At 33.4% G+C, this 19,322-nt stretch carries 18 protein-coding genes; 4 read left to right on the top strand and 14 right to left on the bottom strand.

What is annotated here, in order from left to right; genetic code table 11:
* Positions 1-134: 134 nt before the first annotated feature.
* The 6 genes from ACFOZ1_RS05295 to ACFOZ1_RS05270 form a co-directional block, all read right to left on the bottom strand.
* Positions 135-392 carry a hypothetical protein gene (locus ACFOZ1_RS05295; protein WP_390196740.1) on the bottom strand — a complete coding sequence of 86 codons (258 nt, stop codon included), beginning with the start codon at positions 390-392 and terminating at the stop codon, positions 135-137.
* Between the two features lie 84 nt (positions 393-476).
* On the bottom strand, positions 477-1,022 hold the full coding sequence (locus ACFOZ1_RS05290) for an RNA polymerase sigma factor (RefSeq protein WP_390196738.1): 546 nt from the start codon (positions 1,020-1,022) through the stop codon (positions 477-479).
* A 35-nt stretch (positions 1,023-1,057) separates the two neighbouring features.
* Positions 1,058-3,013, bottom strand: a complete 1,956-nt coding sequence (locus ACFOZ1_RS05285) for a hypothetical protein (protein WP_390196735.1) — start codon at positions 3,011-3,013, stop codon at positions 1,058-1,060.
* Positions 2,988-3,887, bottom strand: coding sequence for an ABC transporter ATP-binding protein (locus tag ACFOZ1_RS05280; RefSeq protein WP_390196732.1), 900 nt, complete (start codon positions 3,885-3,887; stop codon positions 2,988-2,990). Before ACFOZ1_RS05280 ends, ACFOZ1_RS05285 begins: the two co-directional genes overlap by 26 nt.
* Complete coding sequence (locus tag ACFOZ1_RS05275; protein WP_390196729.1) at positions 3,865-4,257, bottom strand: GntR family transcriptional regulator; 393 nt, start codon at positions 4,255-4,257, stop codon at positions 3,865-3,867. Before ACFOZ1_RS05275 ends, ACFOZ1_RS05280 begins: the two co-directional genes overlap by 23 nt.
* Before the next feature lie 176 nt (positions 4,258-4,433).
* Positions 4,434-5,036 (bottom strand): alpha/beta hydrolase, encoded by a 603-nt coding sequence (locus ACFOZ1_RS05270; RefSeq protein ID WP_390196726.1) that lies wholly within the window; start codon positions 5,034-5,036, stop codon positions 4,434-4,436.
* A 155-nt stretch (positions 5,037-5,191) separates the two neighbouring features.
* On the opposite strand from ACFOZ1_RS05270, the gene ACFOZ1_RS05265 reads away from it, so the two are divergent.
* Positions 5,192-5,824 carry an NAD(P)-binding protein gene (locus ACFOZ1_RS05265; protein ID WP_390196723.1) on the top strand — a complete coding sequence of 211 codons (633 nt, stop codon included), beginning with the start codon at positions 5,192-5,194 and terminating at the stop codon, positions 5,822-5,824.
* 28 nt (positions 5,825-5,852) lie between these two features.
* Here ACFOZ1_RS05265 and ACFOZ1_RS05260 read toward each other — a convergent pair whose 3' ends face one another.
* From ACFOZ1_RS05260 to nirB (ACFOZ1_RS05240), 5 genes are all read right to left on the bottom strand, one after another.
* Positions 5,853-6,866: an anthranilate phosphoribosyltransferase gene (locus ACFOZ1_RS05260; protein ID WP_390196720.1), complete on the bottom strand. Its 1,014-nt coding sequence runs from the start codon at positions 6,864-6,866 to the stop codon at positions 5,853-5,855.
* Positions 6,850-7,608: a sirohydrochlorin chelatase gene (locus ACFOZ1_RS05255; protein ID WP_390196717.1), complete on the bottom strand. Its 759-nt coding sequence runs from the start codon at positions 7,606-7,608 to the stop codon at positions 6,850-6,852. Before ACFOZ1_RS05255 ends, ACFOZ1_RS05260 begins: the two co-directional genes overlap by 17 nt.
* A gap of 14 nt (positions 7,609-7,622) precedes the next feature.
* On the bottom strand, positions 7,623-8,399 hold the full coding sequence (cobA, locus tag ACFOZ1_RS05250) for a uroporphyrinogen-III C-methyltransferase (protein WP_390196715.1): 777 nt from the start codon (positions 8,397-8,399) through the stop codon (positions 7,623-7,625).
* A 149-nt stretch (positions 8,400-8,548) separates the two neighbouring features.
* On the bottom strand, positions 8,549-8,878 hold the full coding sequence (gene nirD, locus ACFOZ1_RS05245; RefSeq protein ID WP_390196712.1) for a nitrite reductase small subunit NirD: 330 nt from the start codon (positions 8,876-8,878) through the stop codon (positions 8,549-8,551).
* 9 nt (positions 8,879-8,887) lie between these two features.
* Positions 8,888-11,287 carry a nitrite reductase large subunit NirB gene (gene nirB / locus ACFOZ1_RS05240; protein WP_390196709.1) on the bottom strand — a complete coding sequence of 800 codons (2,400 nt, stop codon included), beginning with the start codon at positions 11,285-11,287 and terminating at the stop codon, positions 8,888-8,890.
* Positions 11,288-11,510: 223 nt separating this feature from the next.
* Between nirB (ACFOZ1_RS05240) and nirB (ACFOZ1_RS05235) the strand changes: the two genes are divergently transcribed.
* Together nirB (ACFOZ1_RS05235) and nasC are read left to right on the top strand one after the other, a co-directional pair.
* The gene (gene nirB / locus ACFOZ1_RS05235) at positions 11,511-13,838 is read left to right on the top strand and encodes a nitrite reductase large subunit NirB (protein ID WP_390196706.1); all 2,328 of its coding nucleotides are present in this window, start codon (positions 11,511-11,513) and stop codon (positions 13,836-13,838) included.
* Positions 13,826-15,964 (top strand): assimilatory nitrate reductase catalytic subunit NasC, encoded by a 2,139-nt coding sequence (gene nasC, locus ACFOZ1_RS05230; RefSeq protein WP_390196703.1) that lies wholly within the window; start codon positions 13,826-13,828, stop codon positions 15,962-15,964. Before nirB (ACFOZ1_RS05235) ends, nasC begins: the two co-directional genes overlap by 13 nt.
* 26 nt (positions 15,965-15,990) lie before the next feature.
* Here nasC and ACFOZ1_RS05225 read toward each other — a convergent pair whose 3' ends face one another.
* From ACFOZ1_RS05225 to ACFOZ1_RS05215, 3 genes are all read right to left on the bottom strand, one after another.
* Positions 15,991-16,218 (bottom strand): hypothetical protein, encoded by a 228-nt coding sequence (locus ACFOZ1_RS05225; RefSeq protein ID WP_390196701.1) that lies wholly within the window; start codon positions 16,216-16,218, stop codon positions 15,991-15,993.
* A 201-nt stretch (positions 16,219-16,419) separates the two neighbouring features.
* The gene (locus tag ACFOZ1_RS05220) at positions 16,420-17,229 is read right to left on the bottom strand and encodes a pyruvate, water dikinase regulatory protein (protein ID WP_390196699.1); all 810 of its coding nucleotides are present in this window, start codon (positions 17,227-17,229) and stop codon (positions 16,420-16,422) included.
* Between the two features lie 20 nt (positions 17,230-17,249).
* Entirely contained in the window at positions 17,250-17,891 is a 642-nt protein-coding gene (locus ACFOZ1_RS05215; protein WP_390196696.1) for a helix-turn-helix transcriptional regulator, read from the bottom strand.
* Between the two features lie 192 nt (positions 17,892-18,083).
* Here ACFOZ1_RS05215 and ACFOZ1_RS05210 point away from each other — a divergent pair, with 192 nt between their 5' ends.
* Complete coding sequence (locus tag ACFOZ1_RS05210; protein ID WP_390196694.1) at positions 18,084-19,319, top strand: MFS transporter; 1,236 nt, start codon at positions 18,084-18,086, stop codon at positions 19,317-19,319.
* The last annotated feature ends 3 nt before the right edge of the window (positions 19,320-19,322 follow it).

Raw genomic sequence — 19,322 nt, 5'->3', positions numbered from 1 at the left:
GCATATGCTCCAATTCCAATAGAAGCTAACATTGGTAAAATGGTGTTTCTTTTACGCATCATCATTCCTCCTCTTGTACTTACATTCGTAGTATTTGATGAGGCGTCTTAGTCTATGCGTATGAACATTTAACATTATTGAAATTTGCTTCCAACAAATAAAAAGAACAAAATAAACAAACCAATTGTAAAAGGCAATGCACCAATTAAACTTAAACTCATCCCATTATATCCACCAATTACTTCATTTCCCACAAGATAAATGATTACACCTACAGCACAACTAGCAAACCCCCACCAATAAGGAAGCTTTTTTACTAAGCTATACAGTCCTCCTAAAATAAATAAGCATAAAAAAATCCATGGAAGGACAACATAAATAACAAAACTCATTTGCTTCATCCTTATCTAAACTTTTACGTATTTTTAATTTCATTATACCCTTTTTTCTAACACAAAAAAACCAGAAGCAATTGTTCATGCTCCTGGCAGTATGCTGGCTTCGGTGTTTGAATATGTTTGTAGTAATTTTCTTGTTCGAAATACTCTTGTCTTGACAGCTTGTGGACTGATATTTAAAATTTTAGCGATCTCTGAATCACTGCACTCTTTAATAAATTTAAGATAAAATACTTTTTTTAGCTTTTCACTGCTATTAGAAATATGTTCCTGTAAATCCTCTAATGTGGAGAAATAATTCACATATTCTTCTACAGAAACGTGAGAACAGATTGCTAATTGTTCAAGCTCACATGATTCATCCATGAATACTAATCTCGATTGGTTCTTTTTCCTTAATAAGTCAATTGCCGTTCGTGATGCAATCGTTCTTAACCATGATTTTATCTTATCAATTTGATGATTATTCGCTAAAACTCTGTGAACTTTAATCCATGTCTCTTGCACGCAATCTTCTGCTAACTGATAATCCTTTAAAATACTTATTGCCGTTCCTAATAGCATATCTTGGTATTTCTCTACGATATCTGAAAAATTTTCTTCATCTATTATTTGAGTCGTCAACTATTTCACCACCCTCGTCTTTTTTTATTAGATTATTATTTCAGTTGGTTAATGATAGATGTCGGAAGATTCTCTTCAGAAATTAACATTGTACTTAATACATTGTCTTCATTACCATAAAAAATTATTTCGTATTGTCCATCATAATCAATCATTTCAATTAATTTTGTTAGATCTTTGATTTCTTCTTTATTTTTAGTTCTGTATATACTATCTAATTGGTTATTTTGTAAATATGGTATTTCGTCTTCATATATTTCATTATTTACATGCTTAATTGCAACCATTCCTACATTTTCTTCATTAAATTGAAATGCATAACCATTCTCTAATAAATAATCAAGTGTTCTAGTATAACTATAAGGAATATCAAAATACACATGTTCTTCATTATCTAACACCATTACTAAACTATAACCAGTATAATATGTGCTCTCTGTGCGCACGAATGAAGTATCTAGATAATCTAACTGAATCAATTCGATAAGTTTTTTCGTACTAGTCATATCCAATGATGTTGTCACATCTCTATTACTTAAGTTTACTTCATTTATTTTTAGTTTGTTAAAATCAACAAATAACCATGGTTTATTCATTTTTTTAAATTGATCTGATTCATAAATTGGTTTAAGTACGCTCATAAATTGTTCCTTTGATGGAATAAAATACTCTCTCGACATTTGTAATCCACTTTTGAGATTGTACGTAATTTTTATCACTGTTGTACCTTCATCCCAATTTTCTTCTGTAGATTTATCTACTTCTTGTAAAATTTGCTTGTGTAAGGTTATTGTTTGTTCAATTAATTGTGGATCATCCATTACAATATTCACTTCATCATTAAATTTGTATTGCTCACTTATTTGTCTATCCTCTATTTCCACTGATTCGACTTTGCTTATTTCAGGTACGTTTGTTTCATATCTAAATAGGTCAAAGACAATCACAAAAATAACAGAAAAAGCAATACCTAAGTAGATTAAAAATCCTTTCCATTGTCCAAATATTCGCCAAGTTTTTTGAATTAACATTTCTGCAAGAATGTACCCTATACATGCACCGAAGACGTAACCAAATGATATCCACCCAAGTGCTTCATTCTGGACAGCACCGAAATAAAGTCCGAATAGTAGCATAAAGCATATCGTCACACCAATTTTGAATATCGGCTTTAAATGAGTAAAAATAATCGTGTGTGAAGCACTTTCGACATTTCTAATTTTGAACAACCATAATCCAATAAAGTAAAATGCAACACTTATACATACATATACAATTAAGTATGTAGAATTGATAGCCGTATACATCATATCAATACTTTGTAATAATGGTGATAAAGACAAAAGCTGCGACTCTAAATAACTAGAAATGGAGAAGCCGTACAACAGCATATATAGATTATAGATGATTAAAAATACGATACCTGACGGAAAGAACAAGAAAATATATGTCAATCCACCTTGTACTGCGGTGATCCCAGTTATCCCGCCGACCATCACAGTAGATGTATAGATTAAACTAGGTATAATTAATAGAAATGCAAACCATTCTCCAAATGATTCATAATAAAAAATAGATTGTAAGTCTAGAAATAATGTCATAAGATACATGATTAAACCTGTAAGTAACACTGGTAGTACAATTAACACGTAACCAATAATAAAATGAATATTGAATAATTGTGTTCGTTTAATAGGCAAACTGTGCATAAAATCTGCAGACCCTTTTACATTCGCATAACGGAAAGAGAACATTCCAGCTAATACAGGTACTGTGATCATTAATATTGATTGAATTGGTCCTTGTATCTCTAATAATGAGAATGTATAATCATCAAAATAGTTATTTTGAAAACGATCCGAATATTTCATAAATATATCTAATGGTAAGATAAATAATAATATGACAAAATAAGCAATTCCAATCCAACCTGTTGTTCGAAAGTGTTGTTTGATGATTTCTTTTTTAAAGTAAGACATTTTCAATTGCATATCCAACACCCTCCATTTCATAAATAAAGATTTCTTCCAAGGTTAATGGCAAAATATCAAATACAACTGGATTAAATTGCTCCATATATGATTGAATCTCTTGCTCATTCCCACGTACAATACATATAAATACACTACCACGTTTTTCACTATGTAATATAGATAATTCAGGGAACTGTTCTAAAGCGACATCATGTTTAAAAGCAAATTGTAGTTTATGCACATCTGATTTTAAATCATCCAAGTCTTTTTCAAGTAGTAATTCTCCTCTATGAATAATCCCAACAGCATCACAAATATCTTCAATTTCTAAAAGATTGTGTGAAGATACAAGTACTGTCATTTCTCTGTCAGCAACTTCTTGTATCACCCATGATTTAATTTTCCTTCTAATGACAGCATCTAATCCATCAAATGGTTCGTCAAGAATCAAGTAATCTGGCATTGCACATAACGCCAACCAAAAGGCAACTTGTCTTTGCATCCCTTTTGAGAATTGCTGAACTTTTTTGTTAGGATCTAAATCTAGCATTTTTTGTAGTTGTTGAAATCGTTCTTGATTCCATTTTGGATACATATCCTGATAAAAATTAGCCATTTGATTTGGCGTATAGTGAGAAAAGAAAAATAAGGAATCAGGAATATACACTATTCTTTCTTTTAATGCTATGTTCTCAAAAACAGGTTTTCGTTCTATTTCCACAGCTCCACTATTTTGTTTCATTATACCTGCAATTGTCTTTAATAACGTAGTTTTACCAGCACCATTGGAACCTAACAATCCATAAATAGAACCTTTGTTTATTCGTAATGATAAGTCGTTTAATATCTTTTCTTTATCAAATTTTTTATTAAGATTCTGAACTTGTATCATTTACTTCACCCCCGATTAACTCATTCACTATTTCTTTAATTTCATTTACAGTTAACCCTAAAAATATCGCTTCTTGTAATTGTTTTTTCAATTGTTCTTTTACTTCGATTAATTGTTGCTGATTATTTACTAGTTCCATTTGATTCACAAAACTTCCCTTTCCTTTGACCGAATAAATATATCCTTGTGCTTCAAGTTCACGGTAAGCTTTTTGAATGGTATTTGGATTAATAGATAATTCTTGCGCCAATTGTCTTACTGAAGGCAGTTGTTCATCTTGTTTTACTATCTCATTTATGATTAATTGTTTAAACTTCTCTACAAGTTGTTCATATATCGGCTTTCTATTTCTCAAATCGAGTTCAAACACGTATCCTACCTCCAAACTGTATGGTCTGTATTAAGTGTATTAACTGTATTAATATATGTAATACAGTTATAAGTATACATCTAAAAATGTGAAATGCAATAGTTTTTTTATAAAATCAAAAAACTCACTAGCTATAAATACACTAGTGAGTTTTCTCATTATCGTTTATATAGTTATTATATAGACTCGTACCACTCTCTTGCTGCTTCGATTTCTGTTCTCGTAAGTTGATGACCGTTATTTTCCCAATGTACTTTTACACTACCACCATTATCAAGTAGAATTTGTTCTAATTCTCGAGTTTCTTCTTCTGTACACAATGGATCATTGTGGCCTGCAGAGATGAAGATATGCACACTCGATAAATCCGGTAATTCTATTCCTCTTCTTGGTACCATTGGGTGATGTAATATTGCCTTATTTAAAGCATCTTGATAATGGAATAATAAACTTCCTGCAATATTCGCACCATTTGAGTAACCTACTGCAGTCACATTATTTCGATCAAATTGATATTCTTCACTTGCTTCACCTAAGAATTCATACAATTCTTTTGTACGTTCAACTAAATCTTTCTCATCAAATACGCCTTCAGATAAACGTTTAAAGAAGCGCGGCATTCCGTTCTCCAACACATTCCCTCTTACACTTAAAACATTTGCATTTGGGTCTATCATTTCTGCTATACCTAATAAATCTTGTTCTGTACCTCCAGTACCGTGTAACAATAATAAAGTCGGTCCATTAAGGCTTTTCCCTTTTTTAAAAATGTGTTTCATACAATCACCCTTCATTTCATTTATTATCTCGAACTCAAAACATCTTCACACTTATTGTATCCATTTTGGTTAAATACTGTCAAACTGCTTGTTTTGTAGATAGTTAAATACTACAATATAATAAACTTCTTATACAAAAAGAGAGGAAAATATATATGGGAAAGATACCATTTATGATCGATCTCACAAATAAAAACATAGTAATTGTAGGTGGCGGAAAAGTTGCAGAACGAAGATTATTGCTATTAAAAGACCAATGTGCTTCTATTACTGTCATTAGTGAAACAATTACAGAAGAAATAGAAAATTATATAGATAATACATCCATCTATTGGTATAAGCGTCCGTTTAGAGACGAAGATATAATCGATACAGATTTTGTCATTATTGCTACAAATGATAAAAAAGTTAATGAGCATGTCATCAATGTAACACCAAAGCATGTTCTCTTAAACGCAGCACACAATGCAAATGAAGGTAATATTGAATTTATGAAAACAGTGAAGCGCGGGTTATTGCAAGTAGGCATCCATACAGGGGGAGCTAGCCCTACTTTAGCAAAGAAGCTCTATCATGATATAGAAGCATCCTTCCCTTCTGATTATAGTGACTATGTTGATTTCTTATATGAAGTAAGACAACTGATTAAACTATCACCATTAGAAAATATGGAGAAACATGCACTACTAAAAGAAATGGTAGATTGTCCGATTTATGACAAAGAAGAACAAGCATTATTTATTTTACAATTAAAAAAGAAAATAGAACATCCCCGCAGTACCAAATAATCAACTGCGAGGATGTATCAAAGTATTATTATTGATTTCTCCAATTATGTACATACTCCATCATCTTACCACTATGAAGTTGCTCTTTTGCATATTGTACCCCTTGTTCTATTGTAGGTTGAAAGCCAAATAAATAATAGCGTAGACCTGCATTTAAAAGAACTTGATTGTAATAATATTCGTATGCTTTTTTTTGCTCTCCGCTAAACAAACTTGTAATAATTGTTGCTTGTTCGGATGCAGACAACTTGATTGATTTATCAAACTGTTTACATTCTAGCCCATACTCTTTTGGTTTTACTGTGAAAGTGGTCAAATCGTCTTTTGTTATGTGATAGACAAAACTATTTCTATGTACTGGAACATCTTCAGACCCTTCCATACCTTGAACAATAAATACATCTTCATATACCAAGTGTTTAAAGACATCATTTAATTTGTGTATTGCGGTACGGTGAAATGCACCTAACATGATTCTTTTTGCATTCGCTAAATTTAATAATTTCTCTACTGTATTCAATAATGTACGTATGCCAATTTCTTCACGGATGGTTCTTAGTTGATGTAATGGAGGACAATACTCTTCAGGATCAACGAATACAAATGTATCAGTAAGCGATGGCTTATTTGCTTTCCAACCTAAATGTTCCATTATTGCTTTTAAGGATGTACCATATTTTGGTGGCAATGAATTAGGTGCGGCAATATATGCAGGGATCCCAGCTTCAGCAAGTAACATCGAGACAGGGATTGTTGCTGCAAAAGAATTTCTGCCATTGTATGGCCCAGTAAAATCAATGATGTTCTTTTGTACTTCTTGAGCTAAAGTGAGTGTAGTAGCATTTTGTTGTAGTACGTGAATCCATGCTAGTAACTCTTCAGGAGATTCCATTTTAATACGTTCTCCAACTAAATATGCTGCAATTTGTGCATCTGTAGCATGTTGATTCACAATTGTTTCAACTACTTCTACCGTTTGCTCATATGTTAAATCTTTTGCACCTTTTTGACCACGCGCCACTTCTTTAATCCACTTTTGCAAGTCGACTTCTCTCCCCTCTCGCTTCTTCTACCCTATCTGCTAATACTTGCACCACATTTTCATGATGACCTAAATATTCAGACATGATAATCTTTTGGTTTGGTTCTAGTGAAATAGATTCCATGTATTTTCTCATACCTTTTATTAACAATCCCGTAAATAACAAATACGGCACAATGAGTACAGATTTCTTTTGTTTCGTTACTTTCTCTACTAATAGTTCTTCAAATTTGGGTTTACTTGCCGCTAAAAAGCATGCTTCGATTGTATTGTTAGGAAATTTCTTCTGTAATAATGAAATAATGGTATTCGTATCTTCTAGTGCTTGCATATCACTACTACCTCTACCAACAAATAGAAAATCATATTGCTCGTAATCTTGTGTCAATTGATGAATATGATCTGTCACTGCATCGATCATCTTTGGCTCCACTTCGATTGGACGACCATAATGGAAAGCAATCGATGGATACTTATTCTGTTGTTGATAAATGATTTCAGGAATGTCTATTTTTGCATGCCCAGCTGTTAATAATAATATAGGCAAAAAGACAATTTTTGTTGCGCCTTTATGAATAACATGACCCACAGCTTCTTCGATTGAAGGTTGTTGTAGTTCTAAAAAACATGTTTCTTGAATTGGAACATCCACAAGTTTTTTCACACGATCAATTAATGCGAAAGATTCTTCTTTTGATTCTTTTACTCTACTTCCATGACAAATATATACGATAGCTTCCAATGTATTCACCTCTATTAAGCTTCTATAGCTCGTGATTCAATATACCTATTCATTGCTTTTAATTGTAAAAGTTGTTCATGTATTTTTACTACTTCACCTATAATGATGATTGCTGGATTTCTCACATGTTTTGATACTACTTGTTTTTCAATTGTTGCTAATGTTCCTACTATAACAACTTCATGTGTTGTTGTCCCATTTTGAATAATAGCAATAGGTGTAGTAGATTTTTTACCTGCTTTCAATAATTGACAGATAATAAAGGATAAATTACGCATCCCCATATATATTGCTAACGTGTCCACAGAACGTGCTAATCCTTTCCAATCTACTTCGGTAGGCTCTCCAGTTATAGAATGTCCAGTTACCATTGCAAAAGACCGACTAGTTTCACGGTATGTGACAGGTATGTCGACATTTAGTGGGACTGCTAATCCTGCAGTGACACCAGGTATGACTTCATACTCTATTCCATTAGATGCGAGTGCAATGGCTTCTTCTGCTCCACGACCAAATACATAAGGATCTCCACCTTTTAATCTTACCACATTTTTCCCTTGCTCTGCATATTTTACTAGCAATTGATGAATCGTTTCTTGTTTCATGAAATGTTTATTTGGGGACTTACCACAATATACTAGTTCTGTTTCTTTTTTTGCTAAAGTTAATAATTCTGAGTTAACTAATCGATCGTAAAAAATGACATCTGCATTTTGAATACATTTCGACGCTTTTATTGTGATTAAATCCGGATCGCCTGGTCCAGCACCTACGATATATACTTTCCCCATAATAAATTCCCCCTTATTTCTTTCCTGAATATTAATCTTGACGTTGAATAATGTAATTTCTCAAAAAGAGAAAAACCGAATTTTGTTAGGTATTTTTCTCACAAAATTCGGTTCAGAATCTCATAGGTAGCTACATTTATTTATTGTACTTATTCGACTGGGATTAGAATAAAAATACTCTCATTCTCTTTTATCACTTCAAATGTTTGTACACATCCATTATCAGGCTCTTGTACCATCCCGTCTGTCATGTTGATTTTCCAATCATGTAGCGGGCAATATACATATTCTCCACTTACCATTCCCTCCGCTAACACACCACCTTTATGTGGACAACGATTTTCTATCGCACGTAATTCTCCATTTGCTAATTTGAATAATGCAATCTCTTGATCATGAATACAAATTGTTTTGCCTAATTGATTCGGTAAATTATTATACTGGCCAACAAATACTTTCTTCACTGTTTGTTCCATCATTTCAGCTCCTTATTTAACAAATACTTTTTCATACAATTGTTTCAATGTTGTATCACTTTCCATTACTTCTTTCCAAGGTTCTTTATACACAGATAGTGCTTGATTCATTCTTTCATTTAATTGCTTTCTCAATTCACTATTCGAAACAATTTCTTGAATCATTTCTAAACCCACACGTTCCACAAAATGTGATGTTCTTTCTAAATATCTTGCATTTTCACGATAATACTGCAAAAATGCAGCTGTATATTCTAATACTTCTGCTTCTGTTTTTACTTTTACTAACAAATCCGCTTTTCTTAAATCTGTTCCTCCATTACCTCCAACATATACTTCCCAGATACCGTCTAATCCAATAATACCGACATCCTTAATACCACCTTCCGCACAGTTTCTCGGACATGCAGATACACCCATTTTTACTTTGTGTGGTGTATTTAACCCTTCAAATTTCTTTTCTAATTGGATACCCATTCCGGTTGAGTCTTGTGTACCAAAGCGACAGAATTGGGAACCTACGCATGTTTTAACTGTTCGTAATGTTTTACCATATGCATACCCTGATGGCATGCCTAAATCTTTCCATACATTTGGTAAATCTTCTTTTTTAATTCCTAATAAATCAATTCTTTGTCCACCTGTAAGTTTAATCATTCCGACATTGTACTTATCTGCAACATCTGCAATAGTTCTTAAATCATCCGCATTTGTTACACCGCCATACATACGAGGTACTACAGAATAAGTGCCGTCTTTTTGAATATTTGCATGCAATCGTTCATTTACAAAACGTGATTCTCTTTCGTCCTCGTGTTCTTCTGGATACAGCATACCTAGATAATAATTTAATGCTGGTTTACATTTAGAGCATCCTTCTTCCGATTTCCAGCCTAATACATGCATGACTTCTTTGGAATGTGTTAAATGTTTTGTTCTTATTTCTTCAATTACTTCATCTCTTGATAAATCTGTACAACTACAAATCGTTTCTTTTTCATTTGCTTCATACCCCTCACCCAATGTAGCTGTTAGCAAATCTTGAACCAATGACTTACATGTACCACACGATCTTGATGCATTCGTACATCCTTTCACTTCTTCTACTGTAGTTAATCCTTTTGTTTGAATTGCGCTCACAATCGTACCTTTGGATACACCATTACACCCACATATTATTTCATCATCAGCCATTGCTTGGACAGTACTTTCTTGGCTGTCTGTGGCAGATTGACTCTCAAAATAGTCTTCTATATTAGCACCTTGTTTAATTAAATGTAATAGTTTTGTACCTTCCTTTGTATCGCCGAATAATACTGCACCAACCAATCTATCTTTCTCGATTAGTAGTTTCTTATACGTATTTCTCCATTCATCAAATACTTTTATTGATTTGGTTTGATTTGTTTCATGAATCAAACCAGTCGAAAATACATGTACACCAGAAACTTTCAATTGTGTCGATAAGACAGATCCTTTATACCCGGTATGATTCATTCCACATATATGTTTGGCTAATGCTTTACCTTGATCATATAATGGTGCCACAAGTCCATACACCATTCCATTATGTTCCGCACATTCTCCTACTGCGTAAATGTTCGGGACAGATGTTTCCATATAATCATTTACAACAATCCCTCTATTAACTTCTATCCCTGCTTCTTGAGCCAATTGTACATTTGGCTTTATCCCTACAGCCATCACCACTAAATCAACTGGGATTTTCCCACCATCACTAAACCGTAACCCTGTTACCCGTTTTTTTCCGATGATTTCAGCTGTTTGTTTTTCTAACCAAAAGTTCATTCCTTGTGCTTCTAATTCTTTTTGTAACAATTTACCTGCAGCTATATCTAACTGTCTTTCCATTAAATAATCTGATATATGAATTACATCTACGTCCATTCCTAAATTTAATAAGCCTCTAGCTGCTTCTAATCCGAGTAACCCACCTCCAATTACGGCAGCCCTCTTGTAATGTTTGGATGCATCTAGCATTTTCTCACAGTCTTCTATATCTCGAAATGCTGTAACACCTTCTTTATCTACACCAGGCAATGGTAGCATGAATGGATTCGATCCTGTCGCGATGATTAGATAATCGTAAGCCATTTGTTTCCCTTTATCAGTAGAAACCATTTGATTATGTGTATCAATTTCGATAACTGTTTCACCTGGATACAATCGGATGGCATTCGCTTCATACCATTCCCATTCGTTTAATGTAATATCTTGTAATGTTGTATCTCCTTGAAGTACTTTGGATAATTGAATTCGATTATAATTCGGATAAGGTTCTTTACCAAACACGGTGATATCAAAATAATCAGGCATCAATGTAAGAATTTCTTCTATCGTACGTATACCTGCCATTCCATTACCTATAAGTATCAGTCGTTTTTTTTCCATTTCAAGTCCCCCAATTTGCTTTATCGATTCGTAACCTACTACTAGGGTACATGGAAAAACAATAGATTCCTAACCAATTGTTAAGTTATCTAACATACTTTTTTTAACAACTTTTTACATTAAAAGTATGTGATATGTTCTAACAATCTATAAGACTTTTCAATTCTGACGTGATAATCTTCTACTCAGAACTGTAATGTTAGTGTAATCAGGGGGATTTATTATGACTAAAGAAAAACTTGTGCTTATTGGAAATGGTATGGCAGGTATGCGTTGTATCGAATACATCCTTCAATTAGATGCAACTAAATATGACATTACCATTATTGGTGAAGAGCCTTATTCTAATTACAATCGCATCATGCTCTCTTCCGTCCTACAAGGAAAAACAACACTTAATGATATTATCATTCATCCATTTGAATGGTATGAGAAAAACAATATAACATTATATACAAACGAAAAAGTAACTCAAATTATGCCATCCGAAAAAATAGTCAAAACGACAGACAAAGATTTTGTCTACGATCGACTGATTCTAGCTACTGGTTCTCACCCATTCATGCTCCCTATACATGGGATTGATAAAAAAGGAGTATATACATTTAGAACAATAGATGATTGCAATGCACTACTACAAAAAACAAAAGAAATAAAGACAGCTACAGTTATTGGTGGCGGTATATTAGGGATTGAAGCGGCTAGAGGTTTATTAGATTTAGGTTTAGAAGTAAATATTGTCCACTTGGCAGATCGTGTAATGAATCATCAATTAGATAATCTGGCAGCCGAAATGCTACAACACACATTAGCAAAGAAAGGTATGCAGTTTTTTCTAAATAAAAAAACGAAAGAGATTATTGGAAATGATTATGTAGAAGGCATTTTATTTGATGATGGAACAAAGATTCTAACAGATTTAGTTTTGATGGCGGTAGGAGTCAGACCAAATATTGATCTAACTAAAGATACCAAGCTTCAAACGAATCGAGGAATTGTTGTAAATGATTACATGGAAACAAGTCTTCCTAATATTTATGCTATTGGCGAATGTGCAGAACATAACAATAAAGTTTACGGACTAGTCAAACCTGTCTATGAACAAGCAAAAGTATTAGCACATCATTTATGTAATCCGCGTTCACTAGCATACAGTGGCACACTATTAACAACACAATTAAAAATATCGGATGTAGAAGTTTTTTCTATTGGACAAATTGAAACAGATTTAGATACTAAAATAATTGCAACAATTGATCAAACATCCCATACGTATAAGAAAATAGTTTGTAAAGACGACAAAATAATAGGTGCCATCCTGATAGGAGAAATATCTCAAAGTAATCCATTAATTGATGCAATTAAAAAACAAAAATTTCTGTCAGATAAGGAGAAAAAAGATTTATTATTACCAGTGAATCTGCAAAATTCTTATGCAGCATGCCTTAAGAATGATGAGTATATTTGTACATGTAATAATGTTACAAAAGGTACAATCATTGATAACGTCGTCGAACATCAATTACGTACAGTTCAGGAAATAAAAAAATGTACGAAAGCATCTAGTGCATGTGGTGGTTGTAAACCTGTAGTAGAAGATTTACTTACGTATATTCATAGTGATTATTTTGTCAAACCTATTGTTACTAAGAACTTTTGTCCATGTACCACGTTATCAGAAGAAGAAATCGTTCGACAAATTCAAGATAAACAATTAACAACAATCCATCAAATACGAAAAGCACTCAGATTTAAGCAAGTAGATGGATGTGCAACATGCAAGAAAGCATTAAGCTATTATCTTGATATGATTTATCCAGACCAAATCAATACTAAAACAATTTTTTATATAAATGAAAAAATCAATGCATCTAAACAACAAAATGGAAAATATACCATCATTCCCAAAATATATGGCAATGTAGTGAGAAGTTCTAATTTACAGAACATATTATCCACATTACAAGCATTTCAGATTTCTGATGTAACCATTCAACACAATAAACTAATACTCCAGAATATTGAAGAGAATGACGTATTAGCAATTTGTGAGACGTTACAGATGCCACTCATACCATATGTAACAAATATGTTGCTAACTGTTCATATTGCTACAAATCCATTTCAATGTACGTGTGATAGCAATGAATTAATCACTTTTGTCACATTTATTGAAAAGCATCTGTCCACACTCCCCTTGCCGCATATCGTCGATTTACGTGTGCATTGTTGTGGAACTACATTCCAAGAAACACAGAAAAACGATGTGCATATTGTTCAACAGCAGGATGTGTTTGAGATGTATGTAGGAAAAGATACCCAACTATTATCTATTGCTAATAATCAAAAAGATGCACAAAAATTCATTCTGTCCCTTTTTCAATATTATCGACAAACAGCCAACTATGACGAAAACATACATGATTGGATCATACGAATGGGTATAGTCCATGTTCGAGAAATCCTTTTTAATACAGAAATGCAAAACTTATTGTTAGCTAGTTTAATCAGTGAAAGAAATAAAAGGAAGTGGTCTACATGTCTGATTTAATGTTAAAGTACTTTCGTGAGAAACAACAAAAAGTACAAACAGAAAATGTATACAATACACAATGTCCATTTTGTAGTATGCAATGTAAAATGCAACTAATCGAAGAAAAAGTAATCTCTCGAAAACACTACAAATCAATTGGAAAAGACAACCCTACATCTAATGGAAGACTTTGTGTAAAAGGAATGCATGCTCATCAACACGCCCTTCATCCAGAACGTATTAAGCAACCTTTAATGAAAGTAAATGGACAATTCCAAGAAGTTTCATGGAAAAAGGCACTTGAGGTCATTAAAGAAAAATTCACACATATAAAGAAAACATATGGCCCGAATGCTTTATCTGTATATGGTAGTGCTTCTATTACGAATGAAGAAGCATATGTATTAGGTAAATTCGCTCGTGTAGCACTCCAAACAAAATATATCGATTATAATGGTAGACTATGTATGGCATCAGCTGCGACTGGTGCAAATATGACATTCGGAATGGACAGAGGCTTTACGAATACAATCGAAGAAATCAAACACACACGTGTGATTATTTTAGCTGGAACAAATATCGCCGCATGTCAACCAACAATGATGCCTTATTTAGAACAAGCAAAAAACAACGGCGCATATATTATTGCAATAGATCCTCGAGAAACCAATACAACAAAGCTGGCGGACATACATGTAAAAATAAAGCCAGGTACGGATATTGATTTTGCAAATGGTATGTTAAAAGTATTGGTAGAAAATGATATGATAGATACTTCCTTCATCCATACAAAAACACATAATTATGACAATTTACAACGATATCTCTCTACACTTTCTTTAGAAGAAATTGCAACAAAAACTGGCGTTCCCCTTTCCGATATCATTCAAATAGCAAAAATATTTGGTTCAGAACCAACCGGAATGATATTTACAGCAAGAGGAATCGAACAACAAATTAACGGTACAGATACAGTAAGAACTTTTTTGAATCTCTTATTAATTACTGGTAAGATTGGCAAAAAATATTGCGGTTATGGAGCGATCACTGGCCAAGGAAATGGTCAAGGCGCTAGAGAACATGGTCAAAAAACAGATCAGCTTCCTGGTTATCGTTCGATTGAGAACAAATCTGATCGCCAATATATTAGTAAAGTATGGGGAATAGAAGAATCTGATTTACCAAGAAAAGGTGTATCTGCATATGAAATGTTTAAAAAAATCAATCAAAATGAAATAAAAAGTATGTTAATCATGTGTTCAAATCCCATCGTCTCCAATCCAAATGCGAATTTTGTAAAAAAAGCTCTTTCGAAACTTTCCTTTCTTGTTGTAGCTGATTTGTTTTTATCAGAAACAGCTCAGTTAGCCGACATTGTCTTACCATCTACATCTTATCTTGAAGATGAAGGCACAATGACAAATGTCGAGGGTCGTGTGATGTTACGTGAAGCAAACTTCCCGATACAAGGAAATGCTAAACATGATTGGCAAATTATTTGTGAAATCGCTCGTGTTTTAAAAAAAGAAAAGTATTTTCCTTACACATCTGCAGAGGAGATTTTTGAAGAATTACGCATCGCTAGTCGTGGGGGCAAAGCCGATTATAGTGGAATTACTTATGAGCGAATGAAAAAAGAAAAAGGAGTTCGTTGGCCATGTCCCTCTACACAATCCAATGAGACGACAATTCTCTTTAAAGAGAAGTTTGCACATGGAGATGGAAAAGCACGTATATTTGTGAACGAATTGCATCCAAATCTATCTAAACCTGCCCTATCAACAACCTATCCTTTGTATTTAACAACAGGTAGGGTGATGTCACATTACTTAACTGGTGAACAAACGAGAAGAAGCTCGTCACTTAGAGCAAGAGAAGTTGAAGCATACATGGAAATCCATCCAGAAACTGCAAAATTGTATCATATCAGACCAAATTCACTTGTACGTGTAGAGTCACGTTATGGCTCTATCATTGTAAGAAGTAGAATTGTCTCTACAATTCGAAAAGATACACTATTTATTCCGTTCCACTGGGATGAAAAACAAAACGTAAACAAATTGATTGATGATACTCTCGATCCATACTGTCAAATGCCTGGTTTTAAATTAACTGTTGTTACTATATCCTGTATGGATCGATAATATTTCGTTCACTTGTTGATATATTATTACAATGACAAAAAGGGCTTCATTATTGTTTGCCACCAAATAATCAAGCTAATTACAACAGCTACAAATACAATTAAGCTTTTTATACCATAAGGAATTTTATTAGGAATAAATCGTAATGCTAATGAGAAAATAAGACCTGCTACGAATATGTATATAAATGCATAAACTAATAATCCTAAAAAATTATCTACCGGTAATTGCATTGATTCTTTTAATAAGTCCATATTCACACCTCTTTAATACATCTTTCTAATATATTTACAAATACTATCATACATGATTATGCTCGTTTTGAAAGTGTTTTTTCACTACTAGCATAATCTTTTTTTACTTACTTACGTAATTCCGTGATAATGATTCCCACACAATAAATCGAAAAACACAAGAACAATGAATAGTTCTTGTGTCACATGCAATGAAGTTTTTTACCGTTCTGACTTAAAATTCATGATAATTCCTGCTGTTTCTTCAATTGATTTATCAGACACATTTATAACAGGACATTGTAACTTCTCCATCCACTCATTCGCAGTTCTCAATTCTTTCTTAATCTGATCCATAGAAGCATATTTTGATTGTGCTGGAAGTCCCAATGTTTTTAGACGTTCTGTTCTAATTTTCAGCAAATGACTAGGGTCAATGGTGAGTCCTACAACCAATCTATTCACATCATGAAATAATTGTTCTGGTGGTTCCATATCGGGTAATATTGGTAAATTGGCTGTCTTGATTCCTTTATGTGCCAAAAAAATACTAAGTGGCGTCTTCGAAGTACGTGATACACCTATTAACACAACATCTGCCAATACAAGTCCTTTTACATCTTTACCATCGTCATACTTCACAGCAAATTCAACTGCTTCAATTCTTTTAAAATATTCATCATCTAATACTTGTCTTTGTCCAGGATCTGGCTTTGGCGCATCATTAAATGTATCAATATATGCTTGCATCATTGGACCCATTACATCTACTGCACGAATACCTTCTTTAATCGCTTCTTGTTGCATTTTTGCTCGTAATTCTGGTTGTACAAGTGTGTATGCAATAAAGCTATGTTTTCTCTTTACTTCTTGAATTATTGTTTCGATTTCTTCTTCTGTTTGTATATGGCTATATCTTTTAATCTTTACTTCTTTACTCGTAAACTGGCGTATAGTCGCTCTCACTACTGCCTCTGCAGTCTCTCCAACTGCATCTGAACAAACATAAATATATGTATCATTCTGTACCATTCTAAAGCTCTCCTTTGTTTTTATGCATCAGATTCCACTTCAATTAATGATTTCACAATATTTGTCTTTGTAATTCTTCCTACCACTTTTAATGCTTGTGGATTATTCTCATTCACTGCTTTCACTACAGGTAAACTGTCAATTTGATAATAAATCAACTTTCTTGCAGCTTCGTACACGCTATCATCCGGAGAAACCGTATATATTTTAGGTCTTTTTGTCATCACTAGTTGAATTGGCATCGCTTGTGCTTGTGCATTACCTAGAGTTACCTTTAGTAAATCCTTCCGTGATACAATTCCAGCTAATATTTGATTCTCATCCACTACCACGAGTGTTCCTACATCTTCTAAAAATAATGAAATAACTGCATCATTTACAGTTGTTGTCGCCTGAATCGTTATTGCTACACTTTGAATATCCTTCACTGGAGTCGTGTGCCACCAATCTGAACGCTCCAACCTGTTTAAACTTCGCTTACCAAGAAAGTACCCCACTTTTGGTTTTGCTTCGATATTTCCTGTCATAACTAATACAGCTAAATCTGATCTTATTGTTCCTTTACTGACACCTAACATTTCCGCAATTTGTTCTGCGGTAATCGGTTCATGTTTCTTTAATATTTCAATTATTTCCTGTTGTCTCTTTGTAAAATCGATCATGTTTTTCCTCCTGATCTACCAATCAAGTTCCTATATATAATTAGTATAGTGTACTTTTCTGTATATGACTAGCATGATATGCTATATACTTCACTATCAAAATTGTGTAAAATCAAAGTATTGTGGAAAGGTTAACATTTTTATAAATGATATTATCTGATACATGAATACTACATAAGGAGAACAAAATTAATGCAAAGACATACGAATTGGAATTACATATTATTGTTATTTGTCATTTTCGGTGGGTATTTAATATTTGGAATCTCTGAAAATATTAAAGGCCCTGCTTTGCCTGAAATGCAAAGTGAACTCTCATTATCTGATGGTAAGCTTGGAATTTTACTTGCTATTAACTCATTTGGATTCTTACTTGCTTGTATGTACACGCCATGGTTAACTTCTAAATTGGGTGCAAAAACAACTAGTATCCTTACTTTTGCTTTGATGGGCTTATCAGGGATTGCTGTTTATTATTCTACCAATTTATCTTCGCTTATTGGTGCTTATTTTTTACTTTATTTAGGAAACGGGATGCTTGAAATCGGATTAGCGATTATTGCTGCTCGCTTATTTACCAAAAACACCGGTACAATGTTAAATCTTTCGCACTTCTTTTATGGACTTGGTTCAACTGTTGCACCAATTATCGCAGCGCAAATGATGGGATGGGAAATAGCTTCTACTGTACTAGGTTGGCGTGGCATGTATGTTATTATGCTCTCCCTTTCTTTATTACCAATTATCCCAGTAATAATTAGTCGTTTTCCTATACAACAGGGTGAAGATAGTGAAGAAAGTACATCATTTAAGAAATTAACCAAGGACCCAATTGCATGGCTAATTGTTTTTGCTCTTACGATGGGCGTAACAGCAGAATTAGGCATTGCTGCATGGTTAGTTAATTATTTAGTACGCGTGAACGATTGGACTATTACAGATGCATCTAATATGTTAGCACTATTCTTTTTCTCTTTTATGTTAGCGCGTTTTATACTTGGCCCAATAACAGATCGTATTGGTTTTGCGAAATCCATTATTATTTTTTCTTTCTTAGCAGGCACGTTGTGTATCATCCCAATTTTCACATCAGATAAATTATCGATTCTTTTTGCTCTGGCTGGTTTTGGAATTGGACCAATTTATCCTACCATGATGGCATTACTTGCAAAAAAATACCAAAAAGGAACAGATGCCGCTATTACTTTCACTGTTGTGTTAATTGGTATCGGTGGAGTAGGTACAAATCTCCTCATAGGATATATTATTGAATTTGTTTCGAAGTTGTCTCTCGGTCGAACGTTGGAAGCTAGCAATCAAATTGGCATGCAGACAGGGTTTTTCTTTATTGCAATGACAGCCATTCTTTGTGGTATCGCTACAGCCGAAATTCACAGACGACTCAAAAAAATAGGTCAAGTGATTTAGTAT

It is taken from the genome of Gracilibacillus marinus (assembly GCF_042651725.1).
GTDB lineage: Bacteria > Bacillota > Bacilli > Bacillales > Amphibacillaceae > Gracilibacillus > Gracilibacillus marinus.
Note: the sequence above shows the minus strand (reverse complement) of the source record. Positions and strands in the feature narration are given on the sequence as shown.

Coding starts and splice junctions, on each gene's coding strand:
- ACFOZ1_RS05295 (WP_390196740.1), bottom strand. CDS start 392: ATGAGTTTTGTTATTTATGTTGTCCTTCCATGGATTTTTTTATGCTTA.
- ACFOZ1_RS05285 (WP_390196735.1), bottom strand. CDS start 3,013: ATGCAATTGAAAATGTCTTACTTTAAAAAAGAAATCATCAAACAACAC.
- ACFOZ1_RS05280 (WP_390196732.1), bottom strand. CDS start 3,887: ATGATACAAGTTCAGAATCTTAATAAAAAATTTGATAAAGAAAAGATA.
- ACFOZ1_RS05270 (WP_390196726.1), bottom strand. CDS start 5,036: ATGAAACACATTTTTAAAAAAGGGAAAAGCCTTAATGGACCGACTTTA.
- ACFOZ1_RS05265 (WP_390196723.1), top strand. CDS start 5,192: ATGGGAAAGATACCATTTATGATCGATCTCACAAATAAAAACATAGTA.
- cobA (WP_390196715.1), bottom strand. CDS start 8,399: ATGGGGAAAGTATATATCGTAGGTGCTGGACCAGGCGATCCGGATTTA.
- nirD (WP_390196712.1), bottom strand. CDS start 8,878: ATGATGGAACAAACAGTGAAGAAAGTATTTGTTGGCCAGTATAATAAT.
- nirB (WP_390196709.1), bottom strand. CDS start 11,287: ATGGAAAAAAAACGACTGATACTTATAGGTAATGGAATGGCAGGTATA.
- nirB (WP_390196706.1), top strand. CDS start 11,511: ATGACTAAAGAAAAACTTGTGCTTATTGGAAATGGTATGGCAGGTATG.
- nasC (WP_390196703.1), top strand. CDS start 13,826: ATGTCTGATTTAATGTTAAAGTACTTTCGTGAGAAACAACAAAAAGTA.
- ACFOZ1_RS05225 (WP_390196701.1), bottom strand. CDS start 16,218: ATGGACTTATTAAAAGAATCAATGCAATTACCGGTAGATAATTTTTTA.
- ACFOZ1_RS05220 (WP_390196699.1), bottom strand. CDS start 17,229: ATGGTACAGAATGATACATATATTTATGTTTGTTCAGATGCAGTTGGA.
- ACFOZ1_RS05215 (WP_390196696.1), bottom strand. CDS start 17,891: ATGATCGATTTTACAAAGAGACAACAGGAAATAATTGAAATATTAAAG.
- ACFOZ1_RS05210 (WP_390196694.1), top strand. CDS start 18,084: ATGCAAAGACATACGAATTGGAATTACATATTATTGTTATTTGTCATT.